The sequence below is a fragment of the Shewanella avicenniae genome (assembly GCF_017354945.1).
GTDB classification, from domain to species: Bacteria; Pseudomonadota; Gammaproteobacteria; order Enterobacterales; family Shewanellaceae; genus Shewanella; species Shewanella avicenniae.
This window is the reverse complement of record NZ_CP071503.1, coordinates 3,364,722-3,377,237: the sequence shown is the minus strand read 5'-3', so window position 1 is coordinate 3,377,237 and position 12,516 is coordinate 3,364,722. Positions and strand designations below refer to the sequence as shown.

The window sequence follows — 12,516 nt, the reverse complement described above, 5'->3', positions numbered from 1 at the left end:
GAAAATGACTGAACATTTGGATGAAAACAAACTGATCGCGGAACGTCGCGCTAAGCTGGACCAAATCCGCACTAGCAGTCCTGCTAATGGTCACCCGAACACTTTTCGTCGTAGCCATAAGGCGGCTGAGCTGCAAGCTGAGTTTGGCGATAAGACTAAGGAAGAGCTGGAATCTCTGGGCTTCACCACCGCGATTGCGGGCCGTGTGATGGCAAAACGTGGGCCTTTCTTGGTGCTGCAAGACGTGTCTGGCCGCATTCAAGCGTACGCTGAAAAAGAAGTGCAAGCTGACTTGAAAGAGCGCTACAAAGGTTTGGATATCGGCGACATCATCGGTGTTAAAGGCCAACTGCACTTGTCTGGTAAAGGCGAGCTGTATGTGCATATGGATGAATATCAACTGCTGACCAAAGCACTGCGTCCATTGCCAGAAAAATTCCACGGTCTGACCGACCAAGAGATGCGTTACCGTCAACGTTATGTTGATTTGATTGTGAACGAAGAATCTCGTAATGCGTTTAAAATGCGTTCACAAGTGGTTGGTGCTATCCGTAGCTTTATGGAAAGCAAAGAGTTTATGGAAGTGGAAACCCCTATGATGCATGTCATCCCAGGCGGTGCTTCTGCGCGTCCATTTATTACTCACCATAACGCGCTGGACATCGATATGTACCTGCGTATTGCGCCAGAATTGTACCTGAAGCGTTTGGTAGTAGGTGGTTTTGAACGCGTGTTCGAAATCAACCGTAACTTCCGTAACGAAGGTTTGTCACCACGTCATAACCCAGAATTCACCATGATGGAATTCTATATGGCGTACGCAGACTTTAAAGATCTGATGGATCTGACCGAAGAGATGTTGTCATCAATTGCGTTGAAACTGACTGGCGACACTAAACTGCCATACGGTGAACATGTGATTGATTTCGGTGGCCCATATGCGCGCATGAGCATGTTGGAAGCGATTCAACACTACAATCCAGACAATGCCAAAATCCAAGCAATGACCTACGAGGAGGTTAAAGATCTGGAATTTATGCGCACTTTGGGTAAAGAAGTCGGTTTGGATATCGAAAGCTTCTGGACCTGTGGTCAATTGCTGGAAGAGATCTTCGGTGAAACCGCCGAGCCTAAGCTGATGCAACCGACCTTCATCACTGGCTACCCAGCGGACATCTCGCCACTGGCACGTCGTAACGATGACAACGAATTCATCACTGACCGTTTTGAATTCTTCATCGGTGGCCGCGAAGTGGCCAACGGCTTCAGTGAGTTGAACGACGCAGAAGACCAAGACAGCCGCTTTAAAGCACAGGTTGCTGCCAAAGATGCGGGTGATGATGAAGCGATGTTCTACGATGCAGACTACATCACTGCACTGGAACACGGTTTACCACCAACAGCGGGTCAAGGTATTGGTATCGACCGTCTGGTGATGTTGTTCACCAACAGCCACACCATCCGTGATGTGATCTTGTTCCCGGCGATGCGCCCACAAGCGTAATTAGTTACCGCAAGCACACTAAAAACCGGTCACTCGACCGGTTTTTTTATGGCTAAGGTGCTCACTCAAAAAGGATTTTGCTTAATGTAGCTGTTCCATGCAGATGCGGTTATGGCCTAACTCTTTGGCGTGGATTAAGCCACTGTCGGCGCGGCTGAGCACATCGATATAGCGTTGATCGCTGTGATGAAATTGGCTAAGGCCACCGCTGATAAAGGTACAGGCTTGCGGTAAATCCATATCCAACAGGCGAAGATGCAGTGTTTGGCGTAAGCGATCGATGAGCCCCCAAGCGTGTTCAGCATCTGTGTAGGGCATTAAAATCACAAAGCCATTTTGTTGATAACGAAATGCGCGATCTTCTTGGCGAATCGCACTCAGGCTGATATTCCCCACCAACTCAATAATTCGCTCACAGGTCGCGGCATCACATTGACGTTTGAGCTCATTGAAGTAATCCAGTTCAAACAGCACTAAGCTCGATTGGGCATGATGACGGTGATACAGGCTAAAATAGGCAGACAGCTCTTTATCCATATGGCGTTGGCTATAAAGATTCGCCAGTGTGTCGACGCCATCAATGTGCGACGACTTCTCCAGTTGCTGTTGATACAAGGTCACATCTTGCAGCTGCATCAGCACCAGTTGGGCGCTGTTGATGGGAAACTCTAGCGGTTGCAGTTGGGCGTTAAACCAGCGTTTCGGTGCCGCCAAAAGATGGGGGGACAGTAACTCCTGCTGACTCACTGTAAAAGCCACTTCTAGCGGCTGGGCTGAGGTTAACACCTGTTGCAACTGGGCTAATAACCACTGACATTTTTCAGGGCACAGTAGTTCCGCGAGTGCCATTTGCGGTTGTATCAGCTCAGGCTGTGCTGTGGTTGTTTGCGCACCAAAGCGTTGCAGGCATTTCCCGCGGGCATTAAGCAGATACGCCGGAATGGGCAGTTTATCGAGCAGTTGTGATAATTGCGCTTTGGAGAGCATGAGCAGTACCGACCAAAATCAATTCGCCAATTCATTTCAGCATAGTCGGAAATACCCAGCAACGCCGCAGCTAAACCTGAGTTTCAATGTGCCATTTTGTTATCAAAACAGGCTTTGTTGCTCCGAGTTTTGCAGTGGTGCTAAATCGTCGAGCCGCCACGGCTGCTGGCTGGCAATATGTTGCTGTAACTGTTGGTAAAGTCGGTGGGCTAGTTCCGGTGCATGGATGTTGTCTGGGGTGTGTACAAACAGGTGCGGCGTTTTACCTTCGCTAAGCCATTGGCTGAGTTTGGCTAACCAAGGCGTGAAAAAAGCGTCATTCTGCGTTTGCTCTAAGTCACCGATGAAACGGACGATGGGCATATCGCTGGTGGCGATGGCGTGTACCGGGACTCGTGGTTTTTTACGTTGCGCATCACGCATCAGCTCATTGGTAGCGGGTTTAGCAAAAATCGGCCGACTGTCCATGATGATGCGGTTGCTGTTGTACTGCAGCAGCAAGCGGTTGAGTTGTTGCTCCGCTTCGCCTTTGGCAAAAAACGCAGGATGGCGCACTTCCACGCCGGTCGTGAACTCAGGTGGCAGCTGCGATAAAAAAGTCGCCAAGTGGGGCAGTGCGTCTGGGCCAAATTGCGCCGGCAGTTGGATCTTCCAGATACTGGTATGGGGTTGCAGTGGTGCCATCCGCTGCAGAAACTCGTTGAGCTCTAACTCGCAATGCTGCAATTGCTTATCGTGGGTGATGGTTTTTGGCAATTTAAAGGTAAAGCGAAAACTGTCTGGTACGCTCGCCGCCCACATGGCCACAGTGTTGGCATCGGGCAGGGCGTAAAAGCTAGTATTGCCTTCAACGCTATCAAACTTTTCAGCGTAGGCCATCAGTCGCTCTGCGGGCGTGCGGCAACCCTGCTGTAACGATTTTTGCCACTGCGGCAGCGACCACATCGCCATACCCAGCCGTAATCGCGGCTTAGTGATCTGCAACATGATATTCCCGCACCAGCTCGACCATCGCCAGCGCCGCAAACGAAAGCGTGTGGCTTTTGCGCCAATACATCGACAGCTCCCAAATCAGATCCTGTTGGCTCAACGGCACATTCACCACCCCAGGCACTTGATGGCGAGTGGCCAAAAAGCGCGGCATGATCATTGCGCCAGTCCCGGCGGCAACCAAGGCTACACCAAAGTCAGGATGGCTGACCTTGGTGACGATTTTGGGCATAAAACCGCGCTGCACACAGCCGTTCAGCACTAAGTCATGTAAGGCATATTCTTCATTGAAGATAATCTGCGGGTCTTCAGATAGTTGTTTGAGACTAAGTTCAGTTTCGCTGGCAAAAGGGTGTTGCTGCGGTAACACCACCATCATCGGATCGCGCCGAATACAGAAGCCTTCAAAATTATCGTCTAAGGAGATAATCCCGGTGGCGAGCTCCACTTCGCCTTTTTTCAACTTCTGAGTTTGTTCGGTGCCACCACGAACCAGCAACTGCATTTTGATGTTGGGGTAAAGCGCGCGATAGCGGCTAATGACTGGGGTAAATAATTCGGCACTGCCTAAGGGGGCTAGGCCAAGATGTAACTCACCGGTCAGCAAACTCCGTTGTGCCGCAAGTTCACTGAGCATTTCGTCGCGGGTATTCAGCAATGATTTGCCATAGCGATATACCACTTGTCCCGACGCGGTTGGGCGCAGTTGACTGCCGCGTTTACCGCGTTCTAACAGCACTAAATCCAGATCTGACTCGAGCTGAGTAATCGCTTTAGATAGTGCGGGCTGAGTGATATGAATCGCCTCGGCGGCCTTGGCAAATCCACCGTTGTCGACGATTTCTATGAAATAGCGAATAACCTTAAGATCCACTAATATAACCCTTTGGAATGTTTTGTATTAATAATATTCATTTTTTTTATCTAAAATAGCACCCTACAATTGCGCTATCAATTTTATCCGAGACCAATCATGCATCTGGCTCATTCCACAGCGCGATTTGCTTTACTCAGACGCCAAAGCATTCAAATCAGCCTCGCTATGTTGCAAGTGGCGGTGATCTGTTTGATGGCTTGGGCGGCGCATGCTGTGGCGACGGCATTACACTCACCAATTCCGGGTAGTGTACTCGGCCTCGCGGTGGTGCTGTTGGCGCTGGCGCTCAAAATTATTCCAGAGAAAGCACTACAACTTGGTGCAGCATGGTTTATCGGTGACTTATTGCTGTTTTTTATTCCGCCAATGATCTCGGTGTTGAAGTACGAAACCCTGTTAAAACAGTATGGCTTCAATATTCTGCTGACCATTGTGCTTGGGGTGATTTCAGTGTTGTTGGGTACGGGCTTTGTGGTGGATCGCGTGTTTCGTTTTGAGCGCAAACAGCATCTCAAGCGTCAGCTCGTAAAACATCAACGTGAGCAGCACCTTGCTGAGCAGGTGTCGGCTGAAAAATGAATCAGTCAACTTTATTAGCGCTGCTGAGTTTAGCCATTACGGTGGGCAGTTATTACATCGCCAAGGCGATGTATAAACGCCATAAAACCTGGTGGTTATTGCCGAGTATTTTGGCGCCCGTTGTGGTGGTAATTCTGGTGGTGTTGCTGTCGATTCCGCTGCCCACTTACTTTGAATACACCCATTGGTTAGTCACCTTATTAGCGCCAGCGACGATTGCTTTTGCGATTCCGATTTATCGCGAACGCAAGTTAATCCGTCAGTATCCGCTCACCATTACCTGTGGTGTGATTGCGGGGGTGATGTTTGGCTTAACCTCGACGTGGTTGCTGACCAAAGTGATCCCGCTGCCAGATGAGTTAGTACATAGCGTGTTGGTGCGTTCAGTGTCGACCCCATTTGCGTTGCAAGCGACCAGTGCGTTTGGCGGCGTGCCTGAGCTGACCGCATTGATGGTGATGCTGACCGGCATTATCGGCATGGTGATCGGTGAGCCGCTGATGAAGTTATTTAAAATCCACACCTCACTTGGTAAAGGTGTGGCGCTTGGTGCAAGTGCTCACGGTTCTGGGACTGCGAAAGCGACTGAGATTGGTCAACAAGAAGGTGTGGTGGCCAGTTTAACCATGATTTTTGCTGGCATTGTGATGGTGATTTTCGCCCCAGTGTTTGCTTGGATGTTTTCCTAATTTGTTTGTTGTGACAATTTTGACCACGGCTTCCCCAGAGTTTAGTGGTATCGCTCAAGTCATTGAGCACCTACTTGCCTGAGTGCTTCTCAGGTCTTCATGTTGCGTTAAGCCGATGGTTTCCCCATCGGCTTTTTTTTATCTGAATCTCCGCTGAAGATCCTTCTGTCTAGGCTAACAAAAACACTGTAATTGCAGTATCTTGATAGAGATCAGGCAAATGGAAGGCAAGGTTATGGTCGCTCTTGAATTTATTCGGCAGCAAGCGTTATCGCGACGGGACGCAGCATTGGCGTTGATCCGTAACGTGCAGCAGATGTCTGCCATTGCCACGCCGCGCCTAAATCACGCTCTGCTTAACCTCGGCGAGTTTGGTCGTATTGCATTTCACTTTCATCCCGATCGGCTTGATAGCCGTGGCTGGCCGGTGGTTATGGGGCTGCTCAATGACGGCGTCTATCGCACCCAGTTTGAAACCCGCCTCTCGAACGGTAAGTTGTCGCCGCAACTCGGCGGCATTCGCGATCACTGGGAAAACCAACAGTTTGGTGACTGCTACGTTGGCGCACGTAACCGCCCCAAATATGGTGCATTGGATATTGGTCTGCACCAAAGTGGCCCCGCCGCGCGGTTTGGTAGCTGTTATCTGCTATCGACACCGCAACTGATGGAACAATGCACTTTTTGTTACCTCGATTCCTGTCGTGAACCGAAAGAGCGTGGCACCTTAGCCTGTTTTGAAGATGTGTTTGCCGCGTTATTTAACGAAAGCTTCGAACGTGATACTGCCCTCGGCTGTTATCCAATGCGTCCAGCAGCCTTGGTGGAATATCTGTGTGAGCAGTTGCCGGAAAGCATTAGCGAGCGTTTTTCACGGCCAATGAGTGGCGATTTAGATCATTACATTGAGGCGCAATATCACGGTGAATTACGGCTGGAACGCGATATCTCCCATCTGGTGGTTGACCCTTGTTATCGCGGCACTGAAATTGAGCGCTTAATGCTGCAGTTATGCCAGCGTTACAACATCCAACTCTGTTGGCATCAAGGTTATCGCATGGCGTTAGCGTTGGTGCCGAATGATTTTCGTGGTGCGCAGATGCCAGCATTAGCCGCCAGAGTTGCGCGAGATGGCTATCTGACGGCGGTGGATATCGGCGTTGCAGCAGAGTCGATCAGTAAACAGCCGGTGAATTGGCGTGAGTTTGGCGGACAAGGAGAGGTGATGCAGCAACTTAAACTGTTGTGGCATGTGCTGGTGCGTTTTGGTGTGCCGAGTTAAGTCGCTATCGCTGCAATAAAGAGACTCACAACAAAAAAGAGGAACGATGGTATTCATCTGTTCCTCTTTTTTTGAGTGCTAATTAGGCTTAACGCTGCGGTTTTGCTTGTGGCTGATTGCCTCGACGCTGCGCTGTTGGCTGCTTAGCACTTTTAGGCTGGCTGCTGTTGTAGCGCGCATTTTTAGTGTGTGAGTCTTGGCTTTGGCTTTGCCCAGCCTGTTGCCGCGATTGCCCTTGTGGTTTGCCTCGTGCGGCACCATTTTTCTCTTGCGGCTGTGCACCTTCTTGTCGGCGCTGGCCACCGTTTGAGGTTGGCTTACGTTTCGCGTTTGCGTTGCCACCATTGCTGTTTTTAGCCGTGCCTGCGCGTTCTGGTCTACGGCGTTGCAGCTTCTGTCCATTTTGCGCCTGTGGTGCTTTATCAGACGGTTGCTTCGCCTGTGCTTTGTCGGCGGTTACTGCGTCATCGAGCACCACTTTGGGCTTCTTCGGTTTTTTCGGCTTTTTCGGGCCATCAACACGCAAACGGGTTTCTGGCAGCGGCTTACTTGGGGCAAAACCTGGCAGCTCTTGGCGAGGAATATGGCCACGCAGCAGGTTTTCAATGTCGCTTAGCTGCTTTAACTCTTCATCACACACCAGAGATACAGCATGGCCAGATGCACCTGCGCGGCCGGTGCGGCCAATGCGGTGCACATAATCTTCTGCCACGTTTGGCAATTCAAAGTTAACCACTTGCGGCAGTTGATCGATGTCTAAACCGCGAGCGGCGATATCGGTGGCCACCAACACTTTTACCGCACCAGCTTTAAAGTCGGCCAGTGCTTTGGTGCGTGCGCCTTGGCTCTTGTTGCCATGAATCGCTGCTGCATGAATGCCGCACGAGTCGAGCTTTTTAGCTAAGCGGTTGGCGCCGTGTTTTGTGCGCGAGAACACTAAGACTTGTTGCCAATCATCGCGTTGAATCAGCTCAATCAATGCAGCTGATTTTTGATCTTTATTCACCGCATACAAGGTTTGGCTGACGCGCTCTGCGGTACTGTTCGGTGGTGTGACAGACACTTCCACCGGGTTATTCACAAGGCCTTTAGCAAGGGCGCGAATATCGTCCGAAAAGGTAGCGCTGAACAGCAGATTTTGTCGCTTGCGCGGCAGCAGTGCCAGAATACGTTTGATGTCGTGAATAAAGCCCATATCCAACATGCGGTCAGCTTCATCCAGTACCAACATCTCCAGTTGGTCAAATTTAATCGCGTTCTGTTGGTACAGATCCAACAGGCGGCCCGGAGTGGCCACTTGAATATCTACTCCGCGTCGCAACGCCAACATCTGTGGATTAATCGATACCCCACCAAACGCAACTGCATGGCGTAAGCGTAGGTTTTTACTGAATAGGTCAATGTTCTCAGCAATCTGCGCCGCTAACTCGCGGGTTGGCGTCAGGATCAGTGCGCGAATATGCCCAGCTGCTGGACGACGGCCGCCAGTCAGCAGTTGCAGCATTGGCAAGCCAAACGCGGCGGTTTTACCTGTACCAGTTTGTGCAGCGGCCATCACGTCTTTGCCTTCCAATACCGCTGGAATCGCTTGTGCTTGAATGGGCGATGGGTTGCTGTAACCCATATCGGTGATGGCATTTAGGATTGGGGTAGATAAGCCGAGAGAGGCAAAACTCATGCAGAATACTCAGTTATTGGCCGCGGGCCGAAGATTAAAAGCGCCCGATGTTGGGCGGGCGGCAAGTTTACAGCAAAAGGCCGTCGTTCGCCATTCTCAAGGGTGGTGATGGTCAAGTTTACTCAGTTTGCTGACCGGGGCTGATGTCTGTGCTGGTCGGGCACCTTCAGCAACAAAAACGGCGGTTGAGGTTTATTCTGCTGCTAAGGCCTGCGATACTGGCTCCTATCGAACTGATGGCCGTGGGTCAAGCGCTGTGAACCTTAACGAGTGTTTGGCGTCATACTGATACTAACTTGCTGTTTTAATTTCACTTCATGGATAAATCCCTCGAAAATCAACTGGCTCTGTGGTTACGCAACCAAAAAGGCGCCTGTGGTGTATATCTTAAATTGTCGATGATGTTGGGCGTGCTTAACGGTGCATTACTGGTGGTGCAAGCATGGTTGCTGGCTACTGTGCTGCATGGCGTGATTATTGAACAGCAAGCCCGCGCTGAATTTGTGCCACATATTGCCGCCTTTGCATTGTTGATTGGCTTGCGAGCCTTGGTGGCGTTTAGTCGCGAAAAGGTCAGTTTTGAAGCTGGTTTGCGCTTACGCGCCCACATTCGTGAGGTGGTACTGAGTAAATTGACGCGACTGGGGCCGGCGTATATCAATGGCAAACCGGCAGGCGCTTGGGCCAGCATCGTGTTGGAACAGATTGAAGATCTGCAAGATTTTTACGCCCGTTATCTGCCGCAAATGAGCCTAGCAGGCTTTATTCCGCTGATCATTCTTTGCTGTGCCTTTCCATTAAACTGGGCGGCGGGGCTGATCCTGCTTATTACTGCGCCGTTAATTCCGCTGTTTATGATTTTGGTGGGCATGGGCGCGGCTGATGCGAACCGGCGTAACTTCAGCGCATTACAGCAACTGAGCGGCCATTTTATGGATCGCTTAAAAGCGCTGTCGACTCTAAAACTGTTTAACCGCGCCGCCGCCGAAGAGCGAGCGATTGCCAAGGCGTCAGAAGAGTTTCGCGAACGTACTATGGCGGTGTTGCGCTTGGCCTTTTTAAGTTCGGCGGTACTGGAGTTTTTTGCCGCGGTATCAATTGCAGTACTGGCGGTCTATTTTGGATTTAGCTATCTCGGTGAGCTGAATTTTGGTCATTATGGCGCGCCTATCTCACTGTTTACCGGCATGTTTATCTTGATTATGGCGCCAGAGTTTTATCAACCACTGCGGGATCTGGGTAGTCACTATCATGCTAAAGCGCAAGCGATTGGCGCGGCAGAAGCCTTGATGGAATTGCTCAACGCCCCTGAGCCGTTGGCGTTTGGGGATACTCCAGTGCCGCAAGGCGAACTCACGATTGTTGCCGAAAACTTCAGTGTGTTGAGCATGGATGGGGTGAGCTTAGTTGGGCCGTTATCTTTCACCATTCAGCCGCAGCAAAAGCTGGCATTAGTGGGCCCAAGCGGTGCCGGTAAAACCAGTTTGCTCAATGCGTTATTGGGCTTTTTACCTTATGAAGGCAGCCTTCGTATTAACGGTATAGAGCTTAAACAACTTGATATTGCCAGCTGGCGTCAACGCTTGGGCTGGCTGGGGCAAAACCCGCAGCTGTTTCATGGCAGCATTGCCGACAATCTGCGATTAGGGCAAACAGACCTGACCGATGACGCACTGTGGCATTGGTTAAAGCAGGCACGGGTTGATGATTTTGTGCACGGGCAACCGAACGGTTTACAGCACACTATCGGCGAATTTGGTGCGGGGTTGTCGGTGGGGCAGGCGCAGCGGTTATCTCTGGCGAGAACCTTAGCCAAGCAGGCGCCGTTACTGCTGCTGGATGAGCCAAGTGCCAGTCTCGACAGCCAAAATGAGCAATGGGTGTTAGATGCCTTATGGCAAGCCTTAACCGATAAAAGCTGTTTGATGATCACCCATCGATTGGATCAACTCGATCGGGTTGATGAGGTATGGGTAATGCAGCAAGGCGCAATTGTGCAGCAAGGCACGTTGGCCGCATTGTCGGCGCAGCCGGGGGTATTTCAGCAGATGTTGGCCGAGTTACCACTGCAAGTCTCGTTAGATCAGGTGGATACTCTCGCTCAAGATCTCGACGAGTCGACGAAAACTGATATTGAAGAAGAGCTGAACACAATTGAGACTGGCGTCAATGCAGGAGGTGCAGCATGAAACAGTTAATGCCATTTCTGCGCTTATTCCGCCGTCAGTGGTTGATGATGTGTATCGGCCTGTTGCTTACAGTGTTGACCTTGGCTGCCGGTATCGGCTTGCTATCGCTTTCTGGCTGGTTCCTTTCTGCAGCAGCAGTCGCTGGGCTGGCGGGCGTGGGCATGAACTACTTTACTCCGGCAGGCGGCGTGCGCGGCTTATCTATCGCGCGCACCGCTGGCCGCTATGGCGAGCGCTTGATGACCCACGAAGCCACCTTCCGCATTCTGACTGACCTGCGTCAGTGGGCGTGGAAGTCACTATTGCCGCTAAGTGAAGCTAACCTTGCAGGCATGCGCAGCGCCGATCTGCTGAATCGCTTGGTGGCCGATATTGATACCCTTGATCATCTTTATCTGCGTTTACTCACACCATTGACCGCGTTTGCAGTGATGCTGGTGGCGTTATTTGGCTTTATCGGATGGTTTGATTGGCAGTTGGCCGCACTGCTTTGCGGCGGCTTGTTGTTCGCTTGGTTGTTGCTGCCATGGGTGTTTTATCGCTTAGGCAAAGCGCCGGGTACCGCCGTGTTAGAAGGTCGCCGTCAATACCGGATCGCCTTGTTGGCGTGGTTAGCCGGGCAGGCGGAGCTGGCATTGTTTGGTGCTGCAACGCAGCAGCGACAACAGTTGGATGCAGTTGAACGTCAATGGCTGGCGAGTCAGCGGGCGATGGCGTGGGTGACGGGCTTAAGCCAAGCTGCGTTGATTTTGTTCCACGGTATGATTCTGTTGTTAATGTTGTGGTTTGCGGCCGATGGTGTCGGCAGTGATGCGCCGCCGGGGCCAATGATGGCGCTGCCAGTATTTTGCGCCTTGGCGATCTTTGAAATGATGATGCCGTTAGCGGGGGCATTCCAACATCTTTCCGCTTGTCTATTGGCGGCAGAGAGAGTCACTGAGCTGACTTCACAGCAAGCGGATATTACCTTTCCAGCCACAAGTGATGCTCATGTAACACAAGGGGCAATCAGCCTACAGCAAATTAGCTTTGGCTATCAGCTTGCGTCTGCTCAACAACCGGTGTTACAACAGTTGAACTTAGCGATCGCCGCCGGTAGCAAGGTAGCGTTATTGGGCAAAACTGGCTGTGGTAAATCGACACTGTTAGCGCTGATTACTCGTCAGTGGCAGCCACAACAGGGGCAAATTCTGCTGGATGGCGTGGCCGTTGAACAATTTGATGAAGCCAGCCTAAGAGCGGCTATCACAGTAGTGAGTCAGCGGGTTGCCTTACTTGCCGGAACGCTGCGCGACAATATGCAATTAGCGACCCCAGAGAAAGTGGATGATACACGACTGGCTGAAGTGTTAACCCAAGTGGGCTTGGCTCATCTGCTGCAAGGCCAAGGGCTTAAAACTTGGATTGGTGAAGGTGGACGTCAGTTGTCAGGCGGTGAACAACGGCGTATTGGCGTGGCGCGAGCGTTACTGCGCGATGCACCGATTTTGCTGCTGGATGAACCAACAGAGGGATTGGATCGTCGTACGGAGCAAGAGATCCTTAAACTGCTGCTGAATCATGCGCAGGGCAAAACCATGTTGATGATCAGCCACCGTCTCACCGGCATGGCGCAAATGGATTGTATTCACCTGTTGGATGGCGGCCAGATTAAGGCATCGGGCACACACACTGAGTTGTTGGCCAGTGAGCCCGCTTACAGTGCGCTTTATAACAAGCTGCAGTAGCAAACCCTGTTCGC

The 12,516-nt window shown here is 51.2% G+C and carries 10 protein-coding genes; 6 read left to right on the top strand and 4 right to left on the bottom strand.

The window, feature by feature from the left end; translation table 11 throughout:
* Window positions 1-4: 4 nt before the first annotated feature.
* Window positions 5-1,504 carry a lysine--tRNA ligase gene (gene lysS, locus JYB87_RS14925; RefSeq protein ID WP_207354252.1) on the top strand — a complete coding sequence of 500 codons (1,500 nt, stop codon included), beginning with the start codon at window positions 5-7 and terminating at the stop codon, window positions 1,502-1,504.
* Between the two features lie 81 nt (window positions 1,505-1,585).
* Here lysS and JYB87_RS14920 read toward each other — a convergent pair whose 3' ends face one another.
* The 3 genes from JYB87_RS14920 to JYB87_RS14910 form a co-directional block, all read right to left on the bottom strand.
* A complete protein-coding gene (locus JYB87_RS14920; protein WP_207354251.1) occupies window positions 1,586-2,491 on the bottom strand; it encodes a GGDEF domain-containing protein in 906 nt (301 codons plus the stop codon).
* A 102-nt stretch (window positions 2,492-2,593) separates the two neighbouring features.
* On the bottom strand, window positions 2,594-3,478 hold the full coding sequence (locus JYB87_RS14915; protein ID WP_228729884.1) for a DUF72 domain-containing protein: 885 nt from the start codon (window positions 3,476-3,478) through the stop codon (window positions 2,594-2,596).
* Entirely contained in the window at window positions 3,462-4,355 is an 894-nt protein-coding gene (locus JYB87_RS14910) for a LysR substrate-binding domain-containing protein (protein WP_207354250.1), read from the bottom strand. The genes JYB87_RS14915 and JYB87_RS14910 overlap by 17 nt, the downstream gene beginning before the upstream one ends.
* Window positions 4,356-4,523: 168 nt before the next feature.
* Here JYB87_RS14910 and JYB87_RS14905 point away from each other — a divergent pair, with 168 nt between their 5' ends.
* The 3 genes from JYB87_RS14905 to JYB87_RS14895 all read left to right on the top strand — a co-directional run bounded on the left by JYB87_RS14905 (window position 4,524) and on the right by JYB87_RS14895 (window position 6,908).
* Window positions 4,524-4,937 (top strand): CidA/LrgA family protein, encoded by a 414-nt coding sequence (locus JYB87_RS14905; protein WP_228729883.1) that lies wholly within the window; start codon window positions 4,524-4,526, stop codon window positions 4,935-4,937.
* Complete coding sequence (locus tag JYB87_RS14900) at window positions 4,934-5,626, top strand: LrgB family protein (RefSeq protein WP_207354248.1); 693 nt, start codon at window positions 4,934-4,936, stop codon at window positions 5,624-5,626. Before JYB87_RS14905 ends, JYB87_RS14900 begins: the two co-directional genes overlap by 4 nt.
* A 235-nt stretch (window positions 5,627-5,861) precedes the next feature.
* Window positions 5,862-6,908: a DUF3626 domain-containing protein gene (locus JYB87_RS14895; RefSeq protein ID WP_207354247.1), complete on the top strand. Its 1,047-nt coding sequence runs from the start codon at window positions 5,862-5,864 to the stop codon at window positions 6,906-6,908.
* An 88-nt stretch (window positions 6,909-6,996) separates the two neighbouring features.
* Here the strand turns inward: JYB87_RS14895 and JYB87_RS14890 are convergent, their stop codons facing one another.
* Complete coding sequence (locus JYB87_RS14890; protein WP_207354246.1) at window positions 6,997-8,586, bottom strand: DEAD/DEAH box helicase; 1,590 nt, start codon at window positions 8,584-8,586, stop codon at window positions 6,997-6,999.
* Between the two features lie 317 nt (window positions 8,587-8,903).
* Here JYB87_RS14890 and cydD point away from each other — a divergent pair, with 317 nt between their 5' ends.
* Together cydD and cydC are read left to right on the top strand one after the other, a co-directional pair.
* Window positions 8,904-10,775 carry a heme ABC transporter permease/ATP-binding protein CydD gene (cydD, locus tag JYB87_RS14885; protein WP_207354245.1) on the top strand — a complete coding sequence of 624 codons (1,872 nt, stop codon included), beginning with the start codon at window positions 8,904-8,906 and terminating at the stop codon, window positions 10,773-10,775.
* The gene (gene cydC / locus JYB87_RS14880; RefSeq protein WP_207354244.1) at window positions 10,772-12,502 is read left to right on the top strand and encodes a heme ABC transporter ATP-binding protein/permease CydC; all 1,731 of its coding nucleotides are present in this window, start codon (window positions 10,772-10,774) and stop codon (window positions 12,500-12,502) included. Before cydD ends, cydC begins: the two co-directional genes overlap by 4 nt.
* The last annotated feature ends 14 nt before the right edge of the window (window positions 12,503-12,516 follow it).